This window comes from Streptomyces sp. NPDC060366 (assembly GCF_042725135.1).
Classification (GTDB): domain Bacteria; phylum Actinomycetota; class Actinomycetes; order Streptomycetales; family Streptomycetaceae; genus Streptomyces.
In genome coordinates this window covers 956,712-981,899 of the sequence record NZ_JBHXDC010000002.1, presented here as the reverse complement: position 1 = coordinate 981,899, position 25,188 = coordinate 956,712, and the positions used below count along the sequence as shown (strand labels likewise).

At 70.3% G+C, this 25,188-nt stretch carries 22 protein-coding genes; 5 read left to right on the top strand and 17 right to left on the bottom strand.

Annotated elements, in window-relative coordinates; all coding sequences use genetic code 11:
- Window positions 1-229 precede the first annotated feature (229 nt).
- Window positions 230-2,800, bottom strand: coding sequence for an aminopeptidase N (pepN, locus tag ACFWHU_RS09015; RefSeq protein WP_387224450.1), 2,571 nt, complete (start codon window positions 2,798-2,800; stop codon window positions 230-232).
- Between the two features lie 148 nt (window positions 2,801-2,948).
- On the opposite strand from pepN, the gene ACFWHU_RS09010 reads away from it, so the two are divergent.
- Window positions 2,949-3,458, top strand: coding sequence for a DUF1203 domain-containing protein (locus ACFWHU_RS09010; protein ID WP_385802496.1), 510 nt, complete (start codon window positions 2,949-2,951; stop codon window positions 3,456-3,458).
- Between the two features lie 196 nt (window positions 3,459-3,654).
- Here the strand turns inward: ACFWHU_RS09010 and ACFWHU_RS09005 are convergent, their stop codons facing one another.
- The 12 genes from ACFWHU_RS09005 to ACFWHU_RS08950 form a co-directional block, all read right to left on the bottom strand.
- The gene (locus ACFWHU_RS09005; RefSeq protein ID WP_387224449.1) at window positions 3,655-4,317 is read right to left on the bottom strand and encodes a DUF6875 domain-containing protein; all 663 of its coding nucleotides are present in this window, start codon (window positions 4,315-4,317) and stop codon (window positions 3,655-3,657) included.
- A 157-nt stretch (window positions 4,318-4,474) separates the two neighbouring features.
- Complete coding sequence (locus tag ACFWHU_RS09000; protein ID WP_385802500.1) at window positions 4,475-5,116, bottom strand: hemerythrin domain-containing protein; 642 nt, start codon at window positions 5,114-5,116, stop codon at window positions 4,475-4,477.
- Between the two features lie 279 nt (window positions 5,117-5,395).
- A complete protein-coding gene (locus tag ACFWHU_RS08995; protein ID WP_387224448.1) occupies window positions 5,396-7,234 on the bottom strand; it encodes an acyl-CoA dehydrogenase in 1,839 nt (612 codons plus the stop codon).
- An 88-nt stretch (window positions 7,235-7,322) separates the two neighbouring features.
- Window positions 7,323-8,420: a pyridoxal phosphate-dependent aminotransferase gene (locus tag ACFWHU_RS08990; protein ID WP_387224447.1), complete on the bottom strand. Its 1,098-nt coding sequence runs from the start codon at window positions 8,418-8,420 to the stop codon at window positions 7,323-7,325.
- 31 nt (window positions 8,421-8,451) lie between these two features.
- Window positions 8,452-10,098: an AMP-binding protein gene (locus ACFWHU_RS08985; RefSeq protein ID WP_385802506.1), complete on the bottom strand. Its 1,647-nt coding sequence runs from the start codon at window positions 10,096-10,098 to the stop codon at window positions 8,452-8,454.
- Window positions 10,099-10,100: 2 nt separating this feature from the next.
- Complete coding sequence (locus ACFWHU_RS08980) at window positions 10,101-11,111, bottom strand: acyl-CoA desaturase (RefSeq protein ID WP_385802508.1); 1,011 nt, start codon at window positions 11,109-11,111, stop codon at window positions 10,101-10,103.
- A 93-nt stretch (window positions 11,112-11,204) separates the two neighbouring features.
- Window positions 11,205-12,677: an MFS transporter gene (locus tag ACFWHU_RS08975; protein ID WP_385802510.1), complete on the bottom strand. Its 1,473-nt coding sequence runs from the start codon at window positions 12,675-12,677 to the stop codon at window positions 11,205-11,207.
- A 64-nt stretch (window positions 12,678-12,741) separates the two neighbouring features.
- Window positions 12,742-13,668, bottom strand: a complete 927-nt coding sequence (locus ACFWHU_RS08970) for an SDR family NAD(P)-dependent oxidoreductase (RefSeq protein ID WP_385802512.1) — start codon at window positions 13,666-13,668, stop codon at window positions 12,742-12,744.
- 20 nt (window positions 13,669-13,688) lie between these two features.
- Entirely contained in the window at window positions 13,689-14,705 is a 1,017-nt protein-coding gene (locus ACFWHU_RS08965) for an SDR family oxidoreductase (RefSeq protein WP_387224446.1), read from the bottom strand.
- Entirely contained in the window at window positions 14,702-16,027 is a 1,326-nt protein-coding gene (locus tag ACFWHU_RS08960; protein ID WP_385802516.1) for an NAD(P)/FAD-dependent oxidoreductase, read from the bottom strand. Before ACFWHU_RS08960 ends, ACFWHU_RS08965 begins: the two co-directional genes overlap by 4 nt.
- Window positions 16,028-16,921, bottom strand: a complete 894-nt coding sequence (locus ACFWHU_RS08955; RefSeq protein ID WP_385802518.1) for a class I SAM-dependent methyltransferase — start codon at window positions 16,919-16,921, stop codon at window positions 16,028-16,030.
- A complete protein-coding gene (locus tag ACFWHU_RS08950) occupies window positions 16,918-17,169 on the bottom strand; it encodes an acyl carrier protein (RefSeq protein WP_385802520.1) in 252 nt (83 codons plus the stop codon). The genes ACFWHU_RS08955 and ACFWHU_RS08950 overlap by 4 nt, the downstream gene beginning before the upstream one ends.
- Window positions 17,170-17,343: 174 nt before the next feature.
- Here ACFWHU_RS08950 and ACFWHU_RS08945 point away from each other — a divergent pair, with 174 nt between their 5' ends.
- The 4 genes from ACFWHU_RS08945 to ACFWHU_RS08930 all read left to right on the top strand — a co-directional run bounded on the left by ACFWHU_RS08945 (window position 17,344) and on the right by ACFWHU_RS08930 (window position 21,636).
- Window positions 17,344-19,122 carry a thiamine pyrophosphate-binding protein gene (locus ACFWHU_RS08945; RefSeq protein ID WP_387224445.1) on the top strand — a complete coding sequence of 593 codons (1,779 nt, stop codon included), beginning with the start codon at window positions 17,344-17,346 and terminating at the stop codon, window positions 19,120-19,122.
- Complete coding sequence (locus ACFWHU_RS08940) at window positions 19,119-19,787, top strand: SRPBCC family protein (RefSeq protein WP_387224444.1); 669 nt, start codon at window positions 19,119-19,121, stop codon at window positions 19,785-19,787. The genes ACFWHU_RS08945 and ACFWHU_RS08940 overlap by 4 nt, the downstream gene beginning before the upstream one ends.
- Window positions 19,784-20,809 (top strand): 3-oxoacyl-ACP synthase III family protein, encoded by a 1,026-nt coding sequence (locus ACFWHU_RS08935; protein WP_385802526.1) that lies wholly within the window; start codon window positions 19,784-19,786, stop codon window positions 20,807-20,809. The genes ACFWHU_RS08940 and ACFWHU_RS08935 overlap by 4 nt, the downstream gene beginning before the upstream one ends.
- 332 nt (window positions 20,810-21,141) lie before the next feature.
- Window positions 21,142-21,636: a hypothetical protein gene (locus ACFWHU_RS08930; protein ID WP_385802528.1), complete on the top strand. Its 495-nt coding sequence runs from the start codon at window positions 21,142-21,144 to the stop codon at window positions 21,634-21,636.
- 67 nt (window positions 21,637-21,703) lie between these two features.
- Here ACFWHU_RS08930 and ACFWHU_RS08925 read toward each other — a convergent pair whose 3' ends face one another.
- The 4 genes from ACFWHU_RS08925 to ACFWHU_RS08910 form a co-directional block, all read right to left on the bottom strand.
- Window positions 21,704-22,456, bottom strand: coding sequence for a 4'-phosphopantetheinyl transferase family protein (locus tag ACFWHU_RS08925; RefSeq protein ID WP_387224443.1), 753 nt, complete (start codon window positions 22,454-22,456; stop codon window positions 21,704-21,706).
- 20 nt (window positions 22,457-22,476) lie between these two features.
- A complete protein-coding gene (locus ACFWHU_RS08920; protein ID WP_387224442.1) occupies window positions 22,477-22,833 on the bottom strand; it encodes a helix-turn-helix transcriptional regulator in 357 nt (118 codons plus the stop codon).
- Entirely contained in the window at window positions 22,830-23,666 is an 837-nt protein-coding gene (locus tag ACFWHU_RS08915) for a thioesterase II family protein (protein WP_385802534.1), read from the bottom strand. The genes ACFWHU_RS08920 and ACFWHU_RS08915 overlap by 4 nt, the downstream gene beginning before the upstream one ends.
- A gap of 427 nt (window positions 23,667-24,093) precedes the next feature.
- Entirely contained in the window at window positions 24,094-25,128 is a 1,035-nt protein-coding gene (locus tag ACFWHU_RS08910) for an aspartate-semialdehyde dehydrogenase (RefSeq protein WP_385802535.1), read from the bottom strand.
- Window positions 25,129-25,188: the final 60 nt, after the last annotated feature.

Here is a 25,188-nt window from a genome sequence, read left to right as displayed (position 1 = left end):
GGTTGGGGTTTGAGGGGGTGTGTGTTGTGCCCCCGCCATCGGGCGGTCCAGCGCCTGGCGGGGTGCGCGCCGCCCCTGTTCCCGCGGCGCGGGGCCCACCCGGGGGGCGGGGGGCCGCCTCTCCGCGTTCTACGGGGCGGGGTACGGGACCGTACGGCGAAGGGGGTGGGGCCGGTCCCGACAGGACCGACCCCACCCCCGACTCCGTCAACTCAACGTCGGAGCGTCGTCACCCCGCCGCACCGTCGACCGCCTGGGCGCGCAGAGCGCGCTCCACGCCCGCGCGTGACTCCGACATCAGCCGCCGCAGCGACGCGTTCGGGGACGCCGAGGCCAGCCAGCCGTCCGTCGCGTCCAGGGTCGACTGCGCGACCTGGAGCGCGGGGTACAGGCCCAGCGCGATCTGCTGCGCCATCTCGTGGCTGCGCGAGTCCCACACGTCCTTGACGGCCGCGAAGTACTTCTCCGTGTACGGCGCCAGCAGTTCCAGCTGGTCCGTCTGGACGAAGCCGCCGATGACCGCTTCCTGGAGCGCGTTCGGGAGCTTGTCGGACTCCACGACCGACGCCCACGCCTCGGCCTTCGCCTCGGCGGTCGGCCGCGCAGAGCGGGCCGCCGCGGCGTGCCGCTCGCCCGCCGCCGTGCGGTCGCGCTCGTACTCCGCGGCGATCTCCTCCTCGTCGTGCAGACCGACCGCCGCCAGCCGCTGGACGAACGCCCAGCGCAGCTCGGTGTCGACGGCCAGGCCCTCGACCGACTCCGAACCGTCCAACAGCCCCTGGAGCAGGTCGAGTTGCTGCGGGGTACGGGCCGTCGCCGCGAAGGCGCGCGCCCACGCGAGCTGGTGGTCGCTGCCCGGCTCCGCGGTGCGCAGATGCGCCAGCGTCGCCTCCGTCCACTGCGTCAGCCCCGCCTCGCGCCACTCCGGCGCCGCGTACAGGTCCAGCGCGAGCTTCACCTGGCGGTGCAGCGACTGCACGACGCCGATGTCCGTCTCCTTGGCGATGCCCGACAGCACCAGCGCCAGATAGTCACGGGTGGCGAGTTCGCCGTCGCGCGTCATGTCCCACGCCGACGCCCAGCTCAGCGCGCGCGGCAGCGACTCGGTGAAGTCCCCGAGGTGCGCGGTGACGACCCGCAGCGACTCCTCGTCGAGGCGGACCTTCGCGTACGACAGGTCGTCGTCGTTGAGCAGGATCACCGCGGGCCGCGGCGTGTTGTGCGGGAACGGCACCTGGGTCAGCTCGCCGTCGACGTCCAGCTCGATCCGGCTCGTGCGGACCAGCTTGCCGTCCGCGTCCAGGTCGTAGCAGCCGATCGCGATGCGGTGCGGGCGCAGCACCGGTGTGCCCTTGGCACCCGGAGGCAGCGCGGGCGCCTCCTGCCGTACGGCGAGCGAGACCACGTGCCCCGACCCGTCCAGCTCGATCTCCGGCCGCAGGATGTTGATGCCGGCCGTCTCCAGCCACGCCTTCGACCAGGTCTTCAGATCACGTCCGGAGGTCTCCTCCAGCGCGCCCAGCAGATCGGAGAGGCGCGTGTTCCCGAATGCGTGCGCCTTGAAGTACGCCTGCACACCCCGGAAGAACTCGTCCTGCCCGACGTACGCGACGAGCTGCTTGAGGACGGAGGCCCCCTTCGCGTACGTGATCCCGTCGAAGTTGACGAGCACGTCGTCCAGGTCGGTGATGTCCGCCATGATCGGGTGCGTCGAGGGCAGCTGGTCCTGCCGGTACGCCCAGGTCTTCATGGAGTTGGCGAACGTCGTCCACGAGTGCGGCCACCGGGACTCCGGCGCGTGCGCGAGGCACGCGATCGAGGTGTACGTCGCGAACGACTCGTTCAGCCACAGGTCGTTCCACCACTCCATGGTGACCAGGTCGCCGAACCACATGTGCGCAAGCTCGTGCAGGATCGTCTCGGCGCGCGTCTCGTACGCCGCGTCCGTCACCTTGGAGCGGAAGACGTACTGGTCGCGGATGGTGACGGCGCCGGCGTTCTCCATCGCGCCCGCGTTGAACTCGGGCACGAACAGCTGGTCGTACTTGGCGAACGGGTACGCGTAGTCGAACTTCTCCTGGAACCAGTCGAAGCCGAGCCGGGTGACCTCGAAGATCGCGTCCGCGTCCAGGTACTCGGCGAGCGAGGACCGGCAGTAGACACCGAGCGGTACCGACTGCCCGTCCTTCTCGTACGTGCTGTGCACCGAGTGGTACGGGCCGACGATCAGCGCGGTGATGTACGTCGAGATCCGCGGCGTCGGCTCGAAACGCCACACGTTCGAATCGGGCTCCGGCGTCGGGGAGTTCGACACGACGGTCCAGCCCTCGGGGGCCGTCACGGTGAACCGGAACGTCGCCTTGAGGTCCGGCTGCTCGAACGACGCGAACACGCGACGCGAGTCCGGCACCTCGAACTGCGTGTACAGATAAGCCTGCTGGTCGACCGGGTCGACGAACCGGTGCAGACCCTCACCGGTGTTGGTGTACTCGCAGTCCGCGGTCACCGTCAGCTCGTTCGCGCCCTGCCGCAGATGGGGCAGCGCGATGCGCGAGTCCCGGAACACCGCGGCCACGTCCAGCGCCTTGCCGTTCAGCACCACCTCGTGCACGGCGGGCGCCACCAGGTCGATGAAGGTCTCCGCCCCGGCGTCCGCGCTCTCGAAGCGCACGGTCGTGACGGACCGGTAGGTCCCGCCCTCCTGCGCGCCGCTGAGATCGAGATCGATCTCGTACGAGTCAACGGTGAGGAGGCGCGCCCGCTGCTGCGCCTCCTCACGGGTCAGATTTGTGCCAGGCACCCGGTCAGCTCCTCGGATCGGTACGTTTTGGCCCATCCTTCCATGCGGACCCCGTCCACCGCCCGGCAGTGGCCGGGCTGCCTCCAGCCGCACCGTGACGTCCGAAAACCGCCGGGATGCGCGGCCCGGTGACGTGATGCTCGGTTGCATGACGCATCACACCGCACGGCACGTCGCACGGCCCATCGAGCCCGCCGTACTCAAGGAACTCCGCGACACCGACGACGCGGGCGCCGCCCGCACCCCGTACACCGACACCGAGGGCGGCGCCCCGCTGCGCTGCTGTCTGCGCTCCAGCCGGGCCGGTGAGCGGATCACCCTTGTCACCTACGCGCCGCTGCGCCGCTGGGCCGCCGAGAACTGGGCCAAGCCCGGCGCGTACGACGAGCAGGGGCCCGTCTTCATCCACGCCGACGTCTGCGAGGGGCCGGCCGAGGACGCGACCGGCTACCCCTTCGCCCGGCCCGGAGCGCTGCGCACCGTACGCCGCTACGACTCCGAGGGACGCATCGCAGGCGGCCGGCTGCTGGAGATCCCCGAGGCGGCGGACGAGGGCTTCGACGCGGCCTTCGCGGAGGCCTTCGCGGACCCGGAGGTGGCGCTGGTCCACGTACGCGCGGTGGAATACGGCTGCTTCCACTTCGAGGTACGCCGCTAGAGACCGTGCTTCAGAGGTCCCGTGTGGCCCGCGACGCCTGGCACGGCACCTCGCCGCGTTGGCGGATCGCCCGAATACGCGCAGTATGAGGACGGTTCTCCTCCTTGCGATGCACCGCATCCGACGCCGCGCGCTGATCCACCGGGGTTACGGGACAGTCCTTGTTCAGTCTTCTGAGTCGGGAATTCCGGGACGGTCAGGCCCTGTCCCATCGGTCCCGCGCCGCGGCGAACGTTTCGGCGAACAGCGGGTCGGCGACCGGTCCCCGCTCGTGCCGCGCGCCGTACCGCTTCTCGTAGGCGGCGAACCACTCGGGATCGGAGTCGAGGAAGAGTACGTCGTGGAAGGCCATCCGGCGCATGGCGAGCATCGGCACCGGGGCCCGGGCGACCTGGAACTCAGGGTTACGGGCGGCCCGTTCATCGCAGTGCGGATGGAACTGCGCGGCCATCAGCTCCCTGTCCACTAGCTCGGGCTTGACCAGCCGGTGTGCCTCGTCGAGCAGACGGAAGCGCCGCTCGGGGAGACCCGAAAGCACCAGCACCAGCGTGTGCAGGACGCGGTTACGGCCCTCCCAGCGGATGGTCTCGAAGGTGTCGGCCATCCGGCGCACCACTTGCACCAGGCCCTCGGTGTCGATCTCCGGATCGACCTCCCACTCCCTCAGCAGGAAGGTCCGCGCCTTCGTCGCGGATTCCACGAAGGGGCAGACCGCGCCCTCCCTGTTGGTGCCCTCGTGCGGGCGGGTGACGAACTCCTCGACCCAACGGCGTCCCGCTTCGAGGAGCGCTGACGGTGGGGAGCCTGTCGCGTCCTCTCCCTTCTGCCCGTGGGGAGGGGAATATATGGGTACTTGCATGGACATTCCCTCTCGTTCAAGAAAGTGCTGAACCGCCACCCGGAGTCGCACGAAGCGGGAGCATTCGGCGACCGGGCGGTTCAGTGATTCAGTTGTGCCGTTCATTTCCGGTGCGCCGACGCCGGGCGCCGGTGGATCAGTCCCCTGGCCGGTGTGTTCAGTAGCGCTCGCCGAAGGCGGCGAGCCGGTTCTTCTCCAACCAGCCGCTGAACAGCCGCCCGACCGGTGCGGCGGGCACACCACCGCGCTCTCCGGGACCCGCCACGGACAGCAGCCAGGCCGGCATGAACCGCAGTGTCCAGACCGGTGCCGTCTTGCGCATGTGCTTTGCGAAGCCCTTCCAGATCCTGCCGTCCAGGGCGGGGGCCAGTCGTCCCGTCAGCTCGCGTTCCTCGTCGGCGGCGTGCTTGGCAAGCTGCTCGCGCAGCTCGTCCGTCCGGGTGGCCAGCTCAGCCGGGGCCGCCTCGTCGGTACCGAGCCGCCGACTCGTCGTGTGCCAGGTGTGCAGGACCTTGGTGAGTTCCTCGTGCTCGGCGGTCATCAGGGCCAGCGCCTCCTCGTCGGCGCCGCGTTCACGCAGCTTCGGCCAGAGGAAGTCGTCCTCGCCCTCGTGGTGGTGCTCGATCAGCTGGAAGATTCTTTCCACGTAGTCGCGCAGAGCGGTGGCGCGTTCAGCGTTGGCCGCCGGCAGTTCACGGGTGGCGCGGCCGATGCGCTCGAGGTCGCGCACCATGGCGCGGTGAGCCAGCAGCATCGTCTGGTGGCCCGGGGCGAGGGCGGTGGTGTCGGACTCGGTCACGAGCGGCTCCTTACATGCGCAACGATGAGGGGACCTGGGGCGTGTTCAGAAGTGGCGTCGTCCGCCCGAAGGGCGGGGCTCGCGGCGGCCGGTGCGTGGGACCGCGAGGCGGAGGATCGCTCTCGTACCGGGCGCACTCGGATGCTTGCGACAACGCTGCCCGCGCGGGGAGCGAACGTGCCAGGCGACGTGAGCCGGACGGGACTTCTGAAACACACCCTGGAGGGGGTGGGCGCTTCACGGATGGCGAGCCGACGGATCGCGGGGCCCGGCACGTGGTCACCAGGAGTCGTCCGGCAGCTCCATCAGGACGCTGTCCTGACGTTCGGCGAGAGCGCGTTGGGCGGCGAGCAGCGGAAGCACCTCCTGTGCGAAGAACCTGGCCGTCGCTATCTTGCCCAGGCAGAAGGCGTGCTCGGCGCTGTTCCGGTCATCCTGGTGCGTCGCCAGCTTCTCCTCGGCCACCGTCGCCTGACGTAGCAGTAGCCAGCCGAGCAGCACGTCGCCGGTTGCCATCAGCAGACGTGTGGTGTTCCGCCCCACCTGGTGGACGGCCGTCGGCTCCTCCAGCGAACGGAGCAGCATCGTGCCCATGGCGTCTGCCATCGCACGCAGTTGCGCCACCGCTTCCGCGAGCAGAGCGCGCTCCGCCGCCAGGCCGCCGCCCGTCTCGCTGCGCGCCTCCTTCTCCACCTCGGCGAGCAGCGCGTGCAGGGCCGAGCCCTGGTCCCGGGCGACCTTGCGGAAGAAGAAGTCCATCCCCTGGATGGCGGTGGTTCCCTCGTACAGGGTGTCGATCTTGGTGTCGCGGATGTACTGCTCCAGCGGAAAGTCCGTCGTGTAGCCGGCCCCGCCCAGGATCTGCAGGGCGTGGTTGAGCTGCTCGCAGGCGCGCTCGGAGCTGTAGCCCTTGACGATGGGCAGGAGCAGGTCGTTGAGCGCCGTCGCCTCCTCGTCGGTGCTCCCCTCGGCGAGCGCCGCCGCGATCCGGTCCTGCACGGTCGCCGTGTAGAGGACCAGGGCGCGCAGCCCCTCCGCGAAGCCCTTCTGGAGCAGCAGGGAGCGCCGTACCTCCGGGTGCCGGATGATGGGCACCTTGGGCGCGGAGCGGTCGCCGAGGGCGGCCAGATCCGAGCCCTGCACCCGCTCCTTCGCGTACGCGGCCGCGTTGAGGTACCCGGTGGACAAGGTGGCCGCCGACTTGGTGCCGACTATCATCCGGGCCTGCTCGATGATCTGGAACATCTGCCGGATGCCGTCGTGCTCCTCGCCGAGCAGCATGCCGACCGCCGGCTCCTCGGCCCCGAAGGTGAGTTCACAGGTGGCCGAGGCCTTGAGACCCATCTTGTCCTCCAGCGCGGTGGCGTAGACCCCGTTGCGGGCCCCCAACCGGCCGGTCGCCGGCTCGGCGATCCGGAACTTGGGCACCAGGAACAGTGACAGTCCCTTGGTTCCAGGGCCGTGCCCGTCCGGCCGGGCGAGTACGAAGTGGACGATGTTCTCGGCCAGATCGTGCTCGCCGGAGGTGATGAACCGCTTGACCCCCTCCAGGTGCCAGCTCCCGTCGGGTTGCCGCCGCGCTCTGGTCCGGCAGGCGCCCACGTCACTGCCCGCCTCAGGCTCGGTCAGCACCATGGTGCCGCCCCATTGCCGTTCGGCCATCACCCGGGCGAGCTGCCGTTGCTCCTGGTTGCCGAGGCGGTCGAGGACTCGCGCGAAGCCGACGAACCCCTGATACAGGTAGAGCGCGGGGTTGGCGCCCAGAGCCAACTCGGCCACCGCCCAGCGCAGCGACGGCGGCACCTCGGCCCCGCCCAGCGACACCGGCAGGTCGAGCAGGTGCCAGCCGCCCTGCAGCCAGGCCCGATAGGCGCGCTTGAAGGAGTCGGGCAGCGTGACCGAGCGAGCTGCGGGGTCGTAGACCGGCGGGGTGCGGTCCGCCGCCACGGAGGCGTCCGCCAACTGGTGCACGGCCAGGCGCTCGACCTCGGCCAGCATGGCCCGCGCGGTCTCCTGGTCAGTTGCGGCGAACGCCCCCCGACCGTATTCCCCGGCGCGGCCCAGCACCTCGAAGAGGACGAACTCCAGGTCCCGCAGGTTCGACTTGTAGTGGCTCATGGCCGGTTGCTCCGCTCCATTGGTGAGATGTGCCGATCCGGCGTCGGAATCCGGCTCCGTGCCGGGCGGCCCTCGGCACGGAACCGGGTCACGGGCGGCCGAGCAGCTGGGTCAGAGCCGTGGCGAGGCGCTCGACCTCCGCCTCCGTACCGACCGAGATACGCAGCCGGCCCGGCAGCCCGAGGGCGGTCAGATCGCGGACCAGGACGTGGTGCTCGTCGGCGAGACGGGCGGCGAAGCGGGCGCTGTCGCCAGGTTCTGCGCCCTTCCCCGGAACCTGGACCATCACGAAGTTCGCTGCCGAGGGAAAGTGGTCGAGACCCAGCGAGTCGAGGGTCTTGCACAGCAGCTCCCTGACCCTGGCGTTGTCCGCGCGTACCCGGTCCAGGTACTCGGGTACCTCCAGGGCGCGCCGCACGGCCCGCTGGGCCTGCCGGTTGACGTTGAAGGGCAGCGCCGTGGCGGTGGTGTTGAGCTGCCGGATCAGATCCGGGGGGCCGACGGCGAAGCCCACGCGCACCGAGGCCAGGCCCCACGCCTTGGAGAAGGTGCGGGTCACCAACACCCGCCGCCCCTCCCGCACCGCCTCCAGTGCGAACTCGTGGGCGGGGCCGGCGAAGTCGATGTACGCCTCGTCGAAGACCAGCACGGTTCCGGTGCTCTCGGCGGTGTCGATCAGCTCCAGGACCTCGTCGCGGTCCAGAAGCGCCCCGGTGGGGTTGAGCGGGTTGCAGACGAACGCGAGGGCGGCACCCTGCCGCATGGTGGCCGTGAGGCCGGCGACCGGGATCGCCGCGCCCGTCAACGGGACGGTGTGCGTCCGCGCGCCCACGGCCGCGGCCGAGGTCACGTAGCCGGGAAAGGTGGTGCTGGTGGTGGCGACGAAGCCGTCGGTCCCGCGCAGGAACGTCAGCGAGGCGAGCAGCACCAGCTCGTCGGTGCCATTGCCGAGCGCGATCATCTCGGGGGCGACCCGGAAGTGCTCGGCCAGACGCTCCCGTACCGCTGCGCACTCGCTGTCCGGGTAGCGATTGAGATGGTCCGAGGCCTCCGCGCAGACGTCCTCGACCGTGCCGGGCGGCGGGCCGTACGGGTTCTCGTTGAGGTGCAGGCGCAGCCAGTCCTCACGGCCGGTGATCTCTGTGGAGGTGAAGAAGTACGGCTGAGCCGAGCCGTCTTGCGGCATGGGAATCCCTCTCTCGAACGGTGTCGACGGGTCAGCCGAGGAGGACCCGGGCCAGGGTCTTGAACGCGTCCCCGTCCGGCCTCAGGGCGGCCCGGCAGCGGAAGCGCTGGACCTTCCCGCTGGGTGTCCGGGGCAGGTGGCCGCGCTCGACGAAGACGCACTCCGCGAGCGCGATGCCCGACTTCTCACGCGCGACGGCGGCGGCCCGGTCGGCGATGAGGTGGAAGTCGTCGCTCCGCCGCTTGGGCTCCAGCAGCAGGACCAGCCGGGAGACGCCGCCGTCGGCCACGTCCACCAGAGCCGAGCACCCCGAGCGGACCGAGCCGAGCGCCTCGACCGCCGACTCGATCTCGCTGGTGTAGACGTTGCGCCCCCCTACCGAGATCAGGTCGTCGGCCCGGCCGACGAAGTACACCTCGCCGTCGTGGACGAAGCCCAGATCGCCGGTGTGCAGCACGCCGTCCCGGAACCGCTCGGCCGTTTGCACGGGGTCCCCGAGGTAGCCGGAGGCCAGACTGGGGGAGGAGACCAGGAGCTGTGAGACCCGTCCCGGCTCCTGGGTGGTCACCGTGACCCCGGGCAGCGGCGGGCCGTTGGACACCAGCCGCGTGGCGCCCGGAGTGTCGTCGGGGACTTCGACGATCTCGCCGGCCATCAGCCCCGCCCCATCGAAGCTGCGGGTGGACGGTTCCTGCCACGTCGGGCTGCTGGAGACAGCCAGGGTCGCCTCGGCCATGCCGTAGGCGGGCATGAACGCCGCCCGGGACAGGCCCGAGGGCCCGAACGCGGCCATGGTGGCCTCCAAGGTCGCCGCGTCCACCCGCTCGGCGCCCACCACGAAGACCTTGAGAGCGAGCGGCTTGGGCAGCGGCGTGCGGCCCTGAGCCCTGGCGGCCAGGTACAGGGCGGTGTTGGTGCCGGCGGACATGGTGGCGCCGAACTCCGACATGTCCCGGAACCAGGTGCGCGGCGCCATCCCGAAGCGTTCGGGGGAGGAGAGGACGAAGTCGTAGTCGAACGCCCAGGCGTTCAGCAGGGTTCCGAAGACGCCCATGTCGTGGGAGAGCGGCAGCCAGGAGACGATCGTCTCGGCGCCGACGCGCCCGTCCGCCAGGTCGTAGAGCATGTGCAAGTGCGTCGCGATGGCGCGGGAGGTGAGCGCGCAGCCCTTGGGCACGCTGGTGCTGCCGGACGAATACTGGACGAAGGCGATCTCCTCCGGGCCGGGCGGCGACGGGTCGATGTGCCCGCCGCCGTACAGCGAGGTCCAGCTGCGGACCGGGAGCCGCGCGGCCAGTCCGGCCGGCACCATCGGCGCGACCGTTTCGTCCGTCAGCAGCAATGTGGCATCGAGCCGCTCGGCCAGCCGCGTGAGCTGACTCCCGTACTCCTCGGGGGTCTGGCCGCGGGCCGGCAGTGGGAATGACGCGACGGTGCCGCCGGCCAGCCAGACCGCGAGCAGGCCGCGCACGGTGTGCGCCGAGTTGGTCAGGACGGTGGCGACCCGGGTCCCGGGTCGCACACCTGCCGTACGGAGCGTGGCCGCCATGCCATGCGCCTCCCGCACGACCTCGCGCCACGGGGTGTGCCCGAAGCCTTCCCCGTCCCAGTGGTGCAGGACTCCCCGGGACCCGCCGCGCAGCAGCAGGTCCCACAGTTCGGTGCCGGTGGCTGCCATGGCTATTCCACGTCCACGAGGGAGATGTCGGAACCGTCGCGCGACCGGTGCGCCATGGGGACGATGCTCTGCTGCCCGGTCAGCAGCTCCTCTCGGCTGAGCTTGCTGCCCTCGACCCGGCTGACTCCGGCCTCGCGCATCGTCATCCGCTCGGGGTCGATCCGGATGACCTTCCAGGCCAGCCGAGTCCGCTCCAGACTCCAGATGAAGACGGCCGAGAGATCGACCTCGTACCACTTCATCCCATGCCGCGCGGAGCGGGGGAAGGCGTGGTGGTTGTTGTGCCACGCCTCACCGAAGGACGGCAGGGCGAGCCAGGCGACGTTGCGGGACTCGTCGGTCGTGGCGAACCGCCGGCTGCCGAAGTAGTGGCCGATGGAGTTCACCGCGTACGTCATGTGATTGATCAGGAAGATCCGCACCAGGCCGCCCCACAGGGTGCCGGTCAGCAGCGCCTCGACGGAGCCCCCTGTGACGGCGAAGGCCAGCAGGCCGGGCAGCAGAATGCCGGCGGCGACGACGGCGATGAAGTTCTCGCTCAGCCAGCGCAGCGGCTTCTCGCGGACCAGGTCCGGGCAGTAACGGATGGGCTCGGATTTGAGCCCCTCGTCGAAGAGCCAGCCCAGGTGCGCGTGCCACATGCCGGCCATCGCGCCCCTGAACCCGGGTTCGAAGCCGAGATGGGGGCTGTGCGGGTCGCCCTCCTTGTCGGCGACCCGGTGGTGCTTGCGGTGGTGGGCTGCCCAGATGATCGGAGGCCCTTGGCCCGCCAGCACGCCGGCCGTGGCGAGCGCGACGCGTATCGGCTTGTACGTCTCGAACGCGCGGTGCGTCAGCATCCGGTGGTACCCGGCGGAGATGCCGAGGCCCGATATCGCGTACATGATCAGGGTGACCAGCACATCGGTCCAGCCGAAGATGTGATTCCAGGCCAGCACCATGGCCGCGCCGAGTGCGAGCAGTGGTACCAGTGACGCGACGAGCATGTACCAGCGGTGTTCCCTGCCGTCCATATCCTTGCTGTCCTCTTCTCTCGTTCCTGCCGTGTCTGGTTCTGTTGCGCGTGGTCGTCCTGTCGTGCGGCCAGGGGCGCGGGCTTGCGGGGTTCAGACGCCCGAGGTGGTCTCCGGGTCGAACTCGGTGCGCAGCGCGGGCAGTGCCAGCGACAGCAGCGCGGCGCACCCGGTGAGCACCGTTCCGAGCAGGAACGCCGAGTGGAAGCTGGTCAGCAGCGCGTCCGGCAGAGCGGCGCCGGAGGAGACCTCGTCCTCCAGCCGGCTGCTCGCCAGGGTGGCCAGGACCGCGAGTCCGATCGCGCCGCCGATCTGCTGGCCGGTGTTGAGCACCCCGGAGGCCGCCCCGGAGTCCGCCTTGGGCACTCCGCTGACGGCCGCCACCACCAGCGGCACCATGGCCAGCCCGTAACCCGCCGCGCACAGCAGCAGGGTCGGCAGCAGATCTGCCGGGTACGACGCCTCCAGCGGTGTCCTGAGCAGCAGCCCGAGCCCGAGGGTCGCCGAACCGAGGCCGACAAGGCACAACACACGGCTGCCCACCTTCGGCAGAAGCTGGATCGCGATCCCGGAGAAGACCGCCATGGTGACGCCGAACGGTGCCCAGGAGACGCCCGCCTTCAGCGGCGACCAGTGCAGCAGGTTCTGCATGTACTGGGTCAGGAAGAAGAAGATCCCGTACAGTCCCGAGGCCGCGAGCAGCATCATGACGTTGGCGGTGGCGATCTGCCGGTTGGCGAAGAGGCCGAGCCGAATCAGCGGTTCGTCGGCGGTCTGCTCCCGCACCACGAACGCGGCCAGCAGCACTGCGGAGCCGATCAGACCGGCCACCGTCGCGGCGGATCCCCACGGGCGGTGGTTGGTGCTGATGACGGTGTAGACGAGGAGCAGCAGCGCGCCGGTGATGAGCACAGCCCCGGTGCCGTCGGTGGAGGGCCGCTTGGCGGGCCGCTCGGCGCGGTCGGCGAGCGCGGGCCGCAGCGTGAGGGCGAACAGCAGGATGCCGATGGGGATGTTGACGAAGAACACCCATCGCCAGTCGATCAGATCGGTGATGACGCCGCCCAGCAGCACCCCGGAGACACCGGAGATGCCGGTGAGCCCGCCCCAGATACCCAGCGCCCTGCGCCGCTCCTTGGCCTCGCTGAAGACGGTGATGAGGATGGTCAGGGCGGCCGGACTCAGCAGCGCCGCCCCGAACCCCTGGGCCCCGCGGCCCACGATCAGCGTTTCCGGTGAGTTGGCCAGCCCGCACCCGAGTGAGGCGAGGGTGAAGATCCCCAGCCCGGTGAGGAACACCCGACGGGGGCCGAACAGGTCGGCGCAGCGGCCGCCAAGCACCAGGAAGCCGCCGAACAGCAGCATGTAGGCATCGACGACCCAGGCCAGCGAGGCCCGCTCGAAGCCGAGCTCGTCGCGGATGGTCGGCAGCGCCATGGCGACGACGGTGTCGTCGATGATGACCATGAACTGCGCACCGCAGGTGACCGCGAGCGCGAGTCCGGCCGCCCTGGGTGCTGCGCCGATCGGGAGGCCCTCGGTGGGCCGCACTATTCCCCTGCTCATTGAGATTCCTTCACGTCGGGTGCGTCGTGCCGTGCCGCAGGACAGCGGGACGGTGCCGAGGAGGTCAGGAGGCACCGGTGCGGCTGATGACCCGGTTCAGCCGGTCCATGCGGGTGGCGAGGCTCATCCGGCCCTCCAGGCGGAAGGCGGGCAGTCGCCGGCCGTCGATGTCGTTGAACCCGTACTCCTCGGCCAGGTCACCGGTCGAGAGCACCTGGCCGGAGCGTTCCAGCACCTGTGGGTCGGCGGCCAGATGGGCGATCGCGCGTCCCACGTACTCGGGGGAGTGGACGACTGCGGCGGGCCCGTCGCCGAGCGCCTCCCAGGCTGCCTCCACCCGCTCGGTGCGTACGAATCCGGGGTGCACCGACAGGGCCGCGACCCGCTGCTTGCGCAGGTCCGCGGCGAACGCCTTGCTCAGCCGGTCACTCGCCGACTTGAACACGTCGTAGGCGGCTTGGCCCAGGTAGGTCTCACCGTCGGTGAAGCCGATGCCGACGATCAGCCCGCTGGGCTGCCCCGTCATCAGCGGGGTGAGCAGCCTGGTCACGTCGTACTGGGCGCGCAGCGAACCCTCGCACAGCTCGTACCGCCACATCGGCTGCTTCCAGTAAGGGGCGTCGAAGCGGATGTCGGCGGAGCGCTCGTAGCCGGCCCAGGCGTTGTTCACCAGCAGATCGAGGGCGCCGTGCTCGGCCGCGACGCGGTCGGCCAGCGCCTGGTTGTCGTTGGTGGAGCGGTGGTCGCAGCGCACCGCGATGCCGGTGCCGCCGCGGGCGGTGACCTCCTCGGCCGTGTCGTCCACCGTTCCCGGCAGGTCCTCGGTGCGCCCGGCGGTGCGGGTGCTGCGCCCGGTCACGTACACCGTCGCCCCGGCGCTGCCCAGAGCGAGGGCGATGCCGCGCCCGACCCCCCGGCTGGCTCCGGTGACCACGGCGACGGTCTTCTCCAGTCGGGGCGGCTGCCACTCCTGGTGCTTGTCCTGGTCCACAGCGTGTCCTTTCCGGCTCGCTAGCTGAGGTGGGCGGAAGCGTAGGCGAGGGTCCGCGCGTAGGCCTCCGTGTCCGCGATGTGCGGCAGGCCGTAGCGCTCGCGCAACTCGGGCATGGAGGTGGGCAGTACGCCGCCGCCGCACCGGGTTACCTCGCTGACGTCTCGCAACACCGAGAGGTAGGAGCGGGCGAGCGGGGGCAGCCGGCGCAGCTCCTCGGGGTCGAGGGTGTCGGGGTCGGTGACCGGCGGCGGGGTGAGAGGGCGCCCGAGTGAGGAGGCGTGCTTGGCGCACACCTCGACGGCGGTCTCCATGTCCATCGCCTCCTGGCCGTAGGTCACCCAGAACTCCCCGCTGTTCTCGTCCAGTTCGACGCAGCGGAGTACCGCCTTGGCGAGCAGGTCCTGGGGTACGACATCGATCCGGTTGCCGCGGTGCACCGGGAGGAACGGCGCCCGCCCGCGGCAGATCCAGTCCGACATGAGCTGGACGATCTGCCCCCGGGATGTCCAGCCGGTCAGGGAGTCACCGATCAGGTTGGTCGGCCGGAAGACGGTGTGCGGCAGACCGCTGTCGCGCAGCAGCTGTTCGGAACGGAGCTTGGAGCGAACGTAGTTGGTGGTGACGTTGGTCTCACTGAGCCGGTGCGGCGCGCCCGCCGACAGCGCGGCGACGAACGCGGTGCTCATGAAGTGCACCGTCGCGCCGGCCGTTTCGGCGAACTCCATCACCCGGCGGGTGCCCTCCACGTTGACCGGCCGGTAGCGCTCGTCCGGCAGGCCCCACTCGGTCAGCCCGGCCGAGTGGATGACGGTGTCCACGTCGCGGACCAGCGTCCCATAGCTGTCCTTGTCCAGCCCGAAGCGCGGTTCGGCCAGGTCAGCGGTGAGCTGTTCCTCCGCGTCGGCGGGCAGTGCGCTGCCCCCGGGCCGGACCATCGAGACCAGCCGGAGGGGGCGGCCCGGGGCCTCTCGCAGGATCGCCCGGCCGACGACGCCGGCGGCCCCCGTCAGCAGTACGGTGCGGCTCGCGCTCATCCCCGGGACTCCTTCCACTCCATCAGGCGTGCGGTGGCGCGGGCCCCGATGTACAGCAGGGGCTCCGGCGGGAAGTCGCGTGCCGAGCGCTGCGCGTCGTCCACGTAGAGCAAGCGGGAGAAGTCCGAGTCCTTGCCCAGTACCAGGTCCCGCAACACCTTGCCGCCGGTGTGGGTGGCGGCGATGCCGTTGCCGTTGAATCCATAGCCGTAGAAGATGTTGCCGCCCGGCAGCGAGCCGAAGTGCGGGGCGTAGTCGCGGGTGATGTCCATGACGCCGCCGTAGGTGTAGGTGAATCGCAGGTCCCGCCACATGGGGAAGAACCGGCCGAACTCCTCGAAGAGAGCGCGGTAGGCGCGCTGGTCGTTCATGCGGCGGCGACGGGTGTCCCGGCCCCAGAAGTAGAAGGCGGGGCCGCCCGCCCACAGCAGGCGGTTGTCGGCGGTGAAGCGGGCGCAGGTCAGGAATGTCTTGGCCTCGACCATGCCCTCGCGGCCCGCCCAGGCGACGCGGCCGAGCTGCTCCTCGGTGAGCGGTTCGCTCACCATCGCGTAACTCCACAGCGGCACCGTCTTGTTGCGGAACTGCCGGAAGGTGAACTGGCGTGCGTTGGCGGCGACGATCACCTTGTCGGCGGTGATCGTGCCCCCGGGAGTGACCACCTGCGGCCGTACCCCGGGCCGCACTTCCAGGACCGGAGTGTTCTCGTGGATCACCACCCCCCGTTTCTTGACCACGCGGGCCAGTCCACGGGCCAGTTTGAACGGATTGACCAGTGCGCCGCCGGTGCGGGTGGCTCCCAGCACGGCCGGGGAGCCGATCACCTCCCGCGCCTGGGCCGCCGAGAGGAGGGGCGGCTGATCCCGGCCGGCGATCGTGCCGGCGAGCTCGCGGTCCGCGCGCAGCCGGTGCAACTGCGCCCGGGTGGTGGCCACCATCAGGTAGTCGTTGGCCTCGTACTCGACGTCTATCTTGTTGCGGCGGGCGAAGCGGCCGATCTCCAGCACGGAGCGCCCTACCGCCTGCGATGCTTCCAGGCTGCGGCGCGTCCCGAACGTCTTGACCAGGCCCTGGATGTCCTTGCCGATGGTCGGCGTGACGAAGCCGTCCGCCCGGCCGGACGCCCCGTACCCGGCGTACTCGGCTTCGACGACGCGGATGTCGAGCGCGGGCTCGGCCTCCTTGAGGAAGTGCGCGGCCCACAGCCCGGTGTAACCGCCGCCGACGATGGCGATGTCGCAGTCCGCGTTCTCGCGCAGCGGCGGCTCGGGGACGACCGGCTCCGTCTCGTGCCAGTAGACGACATGCTTTCTGCTAGTCACTCAGCGCCCCTTCTGGAAAATAATTCTCGACAGCCCCAGATGGCGATTCTGGAAATGCCTGACACTCGCCTCCAGATACTTCTCGTAGTTGGCAACGTTCTCCTCACCGGAGAACCGGACGGCCGCATTCCTGTTCTTCCTGAGCCGGTGCAGCCATTCCACACAGGTCCGACTGTAGTGGTCTGGGTCGTTGCGTATGGAGACGACGTCGAAGAGCTTCTCGCCCCCCTCGACAACCTCCGAGAGGGCCGGAATTTCGGATTCCGGAAAGATGGTCTCGATGATGAACATCAGCTCGCGCACGGTTGTCTTGTCCATCACCGTATTGTTGCCCTTGACATTCGTCTGGAGGGCAAGGCGACCGCGCGGCGGCAGCCACTCGAAGCAGCGCTCGAAGAACTCCCGGTAGGCCGCCACGCGTTCGGCGCGCGAGAGCCCGGTACGGGCGAAGTGCTCGAAGGCGCCGATCGAGATTATGGCGTCGTAGGGCTCGGCCGGATGATGGTCACGCCAGTTCTCCACCCGGATCTCGGCCCCGGGGATGCGGGCCGACTCGGCAAGAGCGGCCTGACTGTCGCTGAGCGTGAGGCCCACCGCGTGCTGGACGCCGTGCACCTGCGTCAGTCGGCTCAGCACGCTGCCCCATCCGCATCCCACGTCGAGGACGCGCCGTGTGCCACCGGCGCGCGCCCCCTCGATGAGGTAGTCCAGCTTGCGTGCCTGCGCCGTTTCCAGGTCGTCCGGCACAGCCTCCGTGCCGAGTACGGGCTCGGCCCACAGGGCGCAGGTGTAGGTGAGGGACCGGTCCAGCCACAGCGCGTAGAAGTCGTTGGAGACGTCGTAGTGGTGCCGGATGGCCTCGGCGGTGGCACCCCGGTAGGCGGCCGTGTTCATGTTGTCGCACCGGCGGCCCGGGTCGTCTCGATCAGGTCAACGAGATCGCCGACCGTCTTGACGCCGGCCGCCTGGCTCGGGTCCAGCTCGACCTCGGCGTCGTCCTCGATCGTGTAGACGATGTCGGCGATCTGGAGGCTGGAGAGGCCAACCGAGTCGAAGGCGGTGTCAGCGTCGAGAATAAAGTTGCCGGCCTTGTTGCCGAGCTTCTTCGCTATGAGGGCGCACACGGTTTCGACGGTGATCACGGATTTTTCCTCTCGATTGATCGCGATTTGAGGAAGCTAACCCGGTCGGCCGCGTGAAACATGGCAGATCCCTGCCATGTGCGTTCCTTTGACGGGTGGCAGAGAGGTGTCACTTGCCGATCTGTGCCGCTGGAATTCAAATTAATGGAACACCGCCTGAGAAAAGAACGGTATATGAGAAGCGAATCCCGTGTGGTCGACTTCATCGTCGATTTCTTGAGGTGCCAGGAGGTTCGGCATGTCTTCGGAGTCGGCGGCGCCAATGTCGAGGACCTCTACGACGCACTCCACCTCTCGGCGGACGGCCCGCTCGGCGTGGTCGCGAAACACGAGTTCTCGGCCGCCACGATGGCGGACGGCTACCACCGTGCCTCCCAGCGGATGCCCGTGATCGCTTCCACCTCCGGTGCCGGTGCCATGAATCTGGTTCCGGGACTGGCTGAACTGCGGGCCTCCTACGTACCCGCCCTCGCGCTCATCGGCCAGCCGCCCCTGTCACTGGACGGCCGCGGTTCCTTCCAGGAGACCAGCGGCCTTGCCGGCTCGATCGACGCGGCCCGGCTGTTCGCGGAGATCGCCGTGCACTGTGTACGGGTGACCGACCCGCAGGCGATCACGGAGGAGCTGCCGCGGGCCTTCGCCGCCGCGCTGGCCGCGCCCGGACCCGCCGTCCTGCTGCTGCCGAAGGACGTCCAGCAGTCCGTACTCGAACCTTGGGGCAGACCCGGGGCGCCGACCCGCACCGCCCGCCCGCGCTCCGCGGACGCGGACCGCGCGCGGGCGGTGGCCCTGCTGCGCTCGGCCGTGGCACGGCAGGGCGTGGCGGTGATCGCCGGCGAGGGCGTGGCCAGAGCGGATGCCCGGCCTCAGCTGGCCGCTCTGGCCGAAGCGCTGGAGGCGCGCGTCGCGGTGGCACCGGACGCCAAGGACGTCTTCGACGACCGGGACCCCCGTCATCTCGGCATCGCCGGAGTGATCGGCAGCGCGCAGGTGCAGGCAGCGGTGGAGCAGTCTTCCGCCGTCCTGCTGGTCGGCACCCGGCTGCCGCAGATGGCGGGGGCCGGGCTGCACGATCACCTCAAGGGCGTACCGGTCGTCTGCCTCGACCCCAGGGCCCCGTTCCTGGAGCCGCACGAGGACATGGTGCGGCTCACCGGGGACCTCGCCGAGGAAATGACGCTGTTGACCGGGGAACTGCTCCCGCCCACCGCGGGGCTCCAGGAGCGCGGCGGCGCCGCACGGGCTCCGGCGGACAACCTGCGTCGGCCTGAGCTCGCACCGATGGACGTGACGGCGGCGCGGGACACGGCCACGGCGGTGCCGGACACCTCGACAGCGGTGCTGGACATGGCGACAGCGGCCCGGGTGATCGGCGCGGTCCTCCCCGAGCGCTCCATCGTGGTCAGCGACGCGGGCAACACCGGCGCGGTCGCGCTCAACCATGTGGGCCTGCCCCCGGGCGGCCGGTTCATCACCGCCATGGGCATGGGCGGCATGGGCCACAGTTTCGGTGCCGCGGTCGGTGCCGCGTTCGCCACCGGGCGGCGCACCTGCGTGGTGGCCGGCGACGGGGCGTTCTTCATGCACGGCATGGAGGTGCACACCGCGATCGAGCACCAACTACCTGTCACCTTCGTCATCTTCAACAACCAGTCCCACGGCATGTGCTACACGCGGGAGCAGCTGTTCTACGCGGGCGACTACTCCTACAACCTCTTCCGCCCGGCCCGGATCGGCGACGGCATGGCGGCCATGTTCCCGGGTCTGGACGCGGTGACACCCCGTAGCGCCCACGAATTGCGCGCGGCGCTCGAACGGGTCCATGCCACCCGCGCGCCCGCACTGATCTGCATCGAGGTCGATCCGGCTGAGGTGCCCCCCTTCCGCCCCTTCCAGAACGTCATCGCCGCCGGCTCCAACCGGCCCGCCAACCTAGGAGTTGTACCAGGATGACCACCGCCCCGACGCACAACGATCCCACCGCCGGCTACACCCCGCCGCCCGCGGTCCCCGACGACCTCGAGGGTGTTCCCGGGCTGCTGCGCTGGGAGACCACGCCCCGAGAGGATGCGTTCGCCCACGCGGCGAAGCTGACCAAGGACGCCTTCACCTACGACGAGGTGTACGGCGAGTTCGTGACCGTCCACCAGTACATCGACGCACCGCCGCAGGCCGTCTACGACTACCTGACCGACGAGCGCAACCTCAACGAATACACCTACAGCACCCGTGACTTCGCGCCTACCAGCGCCCCCGGCGTCTACCAGGGCCGCGACACCCTGCTCGACGACGAGACCAAGATCTTCCTGCGTATCGACGGCAACCCGGACGCGCTCACCGTGGACATGAAGTGCGCCTGGGACCAGGGCGAGGAACTGTGGATGGTCTACATCCACCGGATCATCTCGGCCGAGACCGTGCTGGGCAAGCGCGGCTCAGTGGTCATCTGGACCAACTGCCACCACCCGAACTACGACAAGAACCCGCACCCCGAGCTGGCCTCCAGCCCCGATCGCCCCTGGGTCGGTGACACCTGGGGCCTCTTCTACGCCGGGCACAAGATTGAGATCGACAACCTCAAGAAGATCCTTGAACTCCGCCACGGAACCGCAGTATGAGGACGGTGAGTCTGCTGGAACTCGCCTCCTACCTGCCGGGGGATCCGGTGGGTACGGAGTACTTCCTCCCGTACCAGGGGAACGACGGTGAGCTGGCCGGGAACACCATGTTCAAGGCGCCGGGCCACCGGCACCAGGTGTCCCGCGACGAGACTCCGGCGGACATGATGGAGAAGGCCGGCGCGCTCCTCGCGGAACGGATCGGCAAGGACGCGCTCCGGGGCGCCGACGTGGTGATCACCAACACGCTGCTGCCGGAGGTGCCGTTCACCGGGCCGGGCGCCGAGGTCGCCCACCGGCTCGGAGTCCGGGCCGACTGGGTGCTGGACGCCCACAACGGCGGCTGCGCTTCCTTCGTGCACATGCTCCGGCTCGCCAGGGCCCTGATCGCCTCGGGCCAGGCGAACTCCGCGCTGCTGTTCAACGTCCAGAACAGCGCGGGTCCGGTGATGACCCAGTCCGAGGTGCGTAAGCTCCCGGAGGCCGTCATCCCGGGGGACGGCTGCGCTGCCGCTTACCTGGCTGCATCCGACGAGTCGCCGGTGCTCGGTATCGCGGTGACCAACCGCGGCGACTACACCCGTGACTGCGGGCTCACACTCCACGACGGCCGTAAGTACTGGGAGGCGGGGGAGAGCCAGATGCACGTCGGATTCACCCCCGACAAGGTGTCGGACATCGTCGAGCGAGGCAACCGGCTCGTCCCGGAGGTGGTGGGCCGGGTGTGCGAGCAACTCGACCTCAAGACCGACGACATCGACCTGCTGATCACCAACCAGCCCAACCGGATGTTCTTGAAGCAGTGGCAGGAGCGGCTCTCCATCCCCGCGGAGCGTCACCTGGACACTTTCGACCGATTCGGGAACCTTTTCGGCGCGGGCGTCCCCATCACGCTCGACCACGGTATCCGCGAGGGGCGGGTCGCGGACGGCAGCCTGCTGATGCTGGCCGGCTTCGCCCATGCCGGGGACTTCGCCGGAGCGGCGGCCGTGCACTGGCGGGCGGGGGGTGTGCGCGAGTGACCGAGCGGGTCGGCCCGGACGGGCTCCGCCACGTCCACCGGCCCGAGCGCACCGTGTCCACCCCCGAGGAGAGCCCGCGCCCCGTCCCCGAGCCGTCGTCATCGGCGGCCGGACCGCCGCGCAGGCTCGGCGCCGGCACGGTCGTACGGCGGGCCGCGCGCGTCCTTGAACCGGCCCCCACGCCCCGGACCCCCCGCTCTTCCGGGTTTCCCAGGTTTCCCGAACCCGAGCGGTCCCGCTACGAGGGCCCCTGGCCGCTTCGCGATCGCACGCGTGGGCGGCCGATCCAACAGGCCTCAGCACCCCCTGTCACGAGTGAGAAGAGGAAAGATATGAGTCGGATCGTCCAGGCAGGCACCGTTGCCGCCGTTGCCGCGCTGCTCGGCGGGATGGCCCTTGCCTCCCCGGCCTCCGCGGCCCCCGGCGCGGCGCAGACCGTGACAGCGACGTACGACTGCGGCGCCTTTGGGGTCACCGACCTGGAGATCGAGGCTTCGGCCGCGGGCGGCGTCGGCTCCGTCAAGGTGTCCACCAGCGGCGGTCTCGCTCCGGCCGACATTCCGGCCGACTCCGTCACCGCCACCCTGCGCCTGGAGAGGGCCTCCGGTGGCACGGTGGACTTCACCGGTACCGCCAACGAGGCAGCGTCCGCCGGCCAGCCGCTGACCGTCGGCCCGCTGACCGCGCCGATCGTCGGCGGTGACAGCCTCGATTCCTACATCCCTGCCGCCGGTTCCGGCGACGTGTCGCTCAGCCTCAACATCCTGGGCGTGCCGAACACGTGCAAGGCCGTCTCCAAGCAGACGCCCGGACCGTTGGTCTTCTGAGGACCTGTCTCTTTGTGCCGCCGGCCCCGGAGCGATCCCGGGAGCCGGCGGCTCCTTTCATGCCCTTTCAGCCTGCCCCGGGCCGCGGTGAGCCCGCGGTGTCACCCCCGCGCCACACCCCGGACTCCGGCGGCTGGACCACCGGCGGCGCGGACGGTCCGGCGGGGCGGGCGAGCGCGGCCAAGCAGTCCGCTCCGGCCGGAACGTCTTGGACCACCCACAGCTCCCTCGCGGCTGCGCCCTGCGCCCGCGTACGCTCCAGAACCGCGCCGGGCTGGTCCGGACGGACCGCCAGATGGGCCAGATCGGTGCCCAGCCCGATGCCCCAGCCTTTGACCACGGCCTCTTTCCGTACCCAGCAGCGCATCAACGCCTCGTCCCGCGCCGAGCCCTCCGGCGCCGCGGCGACGTAGGCGCGCTCCTGGTCGCCGAGGCAGCGGCGTACCACAGCGGGCACCTCGAGCGGGCGGCGGTACTCGATGTCCACACCGACAGGTACCGAGTGGGAGAGGGCGAGAATCCACCACGCGCCGGAGCGTGACGTGTTCACCCGCCAGTCGGTGCGGGGTGCGCGGATGAGCGGCGGGCCGTGCCGATCGCTGCCGCAGCCCGGGCATCGTCCGGTGCCCCACACCACCTCTGTCGGCCGGACGCCGTGCCAGCGCGCGACCGTACGCCGGATCGCGGCCCGGGCGCCCGCGTAGTGGGCCGCCGTGACCGGGTCCCCGTACTTCTCGAAACGGCTTCTTTCCCGCTCGTCCAGCAGGGCCATGTCTCCGGCCGCGGCGGTGTCCGGTGCGCGGCCCGTCCACAGGCGCACACCTCCGTGTGTCTGCACGCTCACCGCCGGGCCCGCGCGAGGGGACCCACCACATGCACCCGGTCACCACAACCCGGCTTCCGCATGACGGCACGCGGGTGGTTGGTCACAGTCCACTCAGAAATGCCCTTCGCGGAGCTGATCTGGCGGTTCGTCATTCCCTCGGTGACGAGGAGGGCGATCTCGTGCTGACGGGGTGTGAGCCCGTGCGGGGCGGCGGCCGACGCATTCTCCCGCGCCGGCGGCCTCGGTGTGTGCGGATACGCGACGAACCGGTCGGGGTCCGGGTCCATCCCAGCGCGGACGCCCCTCGCGCACACCTCGCCGACCATGACGGCCACCTCGCGCCGTACCGTCGTTCCCCGCAGGGCGCTCACCCCGCGCACGATTCGGTCTCCCGCCCTGAATCAGGTGTCTTGTGCGTCCGGTGTCCTGCCGAGTGACGGGGTCGCTGGGCAGGAACAGCGCGGTACCGGTCTGCCACTGCTGCCAGGTGGCACAGCAGGGCGTTCTCGTGGGTGCGGACGAAGAAGTGTCCGCCGGGCATCGTGCGCAGCTCGCTGTCCAGGCCGCAGTGCGCGGACCACGCCTCCATCGCGGCCACCGGCACCAGCTGATCGTGGGCGCCGACCAACAGGTGCAGCGGCACGCGCAGGGGCTCCGTCTCCGCCATGGGCAGGGTTGTGGAGCACAGCCGCAGATCGTCGCGGATCAGCGGCAGAAGCCGGGACCGGAACCCGCGTCGGCCGGCCAGCTCGGGCGGGATGCCGCCCAGTTGGGCGAGCCGCGTGGCCAGCGTCTGGTCGTCGGCGCCGGGATCCAGGACGCGGTTGGGAGGCACGTGCGGGGCGCGGTGGGAGCTGAGCACGAGTGCCCGCGGCAAGACCGCACCGCGCCGCTGCCGCCGCAGGACCAGGGCGTGGGCGACGAATGCGCCCATGCTGTGCCCGTACAGGAGGTGAGGCCGGGAGAGGGCGGCGTCGAGCTGCTCGTCCATCTCCTCCACCAAGGCCGCGACCTCGGTGAACCGGCGCTCGTGAGCCCGCTCCTCGCGGCCCGGCAACTGCACTGGAAGCACTTGCAGCCCGGAGCCGAGCTTGTCCAATGCCTGCTGCCACCCACGGTAGGCGGATGCGCCGCCGCCCGCGCAGGGCAGGCAGAAGAGTGGTATCCCCGTCTCGGTGGCCGAGCGCGGCAGATACGGCGTCATGGTGGCACCCCCCGGTTCCCGGCGGGAACCGCCACGGACCGCCACGCCCTCGAAGATATCACCGGCGGCGGACAGGACGCAGTGTCGCCGTCCCCTCCAGAAAGCGCGTGCTTCGCCGTGCCCGGGCCATGACATCGTCCTGGTCGTCGCGGCTCCGGAGGCGGGTCAAGCGGACGGCCGCGCAACGCGCGACAGGACCCGTACGATCCTTCGATCTGCGCCCTGTGGCCGCGGCCCCCCAGCGGAGCGGCGCGCCGAGTTCCAGGACATCGTCCTGGAACTCGGCGCGCGCTTCGGCCTGCGGATCGCACTGCGCCGGGCCCTGACCGGGGGAACAGCTCCCCGCCGACCGCGACACCCGCCCCGACGGGCCGGGGCCGCGCGTCGAATGCCCCGGCCCGGTGGGCCGGTGGCGGCACGAGCGGTGTCAGTTGTCTCCGCGCAGCTCCGCGGCGACCAGTTCCGCGATCTGCACCGCGTTCAGCGCAGCGCCCTTGCGCAGGTTGTCGTTCGAGACGAACAGCGCCAGACCGTTCTCCACCGTCTCGTCCACGCGGACGCGTCCTACGTAGGAGGCGTCCTTGCCCGCGGCCTGGAGAGGCGTCGGGATCTCGGACAGCTCGACGCCAGGGGCGTCCTTCAGCAGCTCGTACGCGCGCTCCACGCCGATCGGGCGTTCGAAGCGGACGTTCACCTGGAGGGAGTGTCCGGAGAAGACCGGCACCCGCACACAGGTCCCGGAGACCTTCAGCTCGGGGATCTCCAGGATCTTGCGGGACTCGTTACGTAGCTTCTGCTCCTCGTCCGTCTCGAAGGAGCCGTCGTCCACGATCGAGCCCGCGAGCGGCAGCACGTTGAAGGCGATGGGGCGCTTGTAGACGGTGGGCTCGGGGAACTCCACGGCCTCGCCGTCGAAGGTCAGCCGGTCGGCGGTCTCGACGACCTTGCGGGCCTGGTCGTGCAGCTCGGCGACGCCCGCGAGACCGGAGCCGGACACGGCCTGGTAGGTGGTGGCGACGAGCGCGACCAGCCCCGCCTCGGCGTGCAGCGGGCGCAGCACGGGCATCGCGGCCATCGTCGTGCAGTTCGGGTTGGCGATGATGCCCTTGGGGCGGTCGGCGATCGCGTGCGGGTTGACCTCGGAGACCACCAGCGGGACCTCGGGGTGACCGCGCCAGGCGGACGAGTTGTCGATCACGACGGGGCCCTGGGCCGCCACCTTCTCGGCGAGCGCCCTGGAGGTGGCGCCGCCCGCGGAGAAGAGCACGATGTCCAGGCCGGTGTAGTCGGCCGTGGAGGCGTCCTCGACGGTGATCGGCTCGCCCCGCCACTCGATGGTGGAGCCCGCGGAGCGTGCGGAGGCGAACAGCCGCAGCTCGTCGGCCGGGAAGTCCCGCTCGGCCAGGATGGTGCGCATGACTGTGCCGACCTGACCGGTGGCTCCGACGATTCCGACCTTCACAGGGACTCCTCCGTACGTACATGCGGCCCGGGTGCCGCGTCCATGATGCGTCTGTCCGAG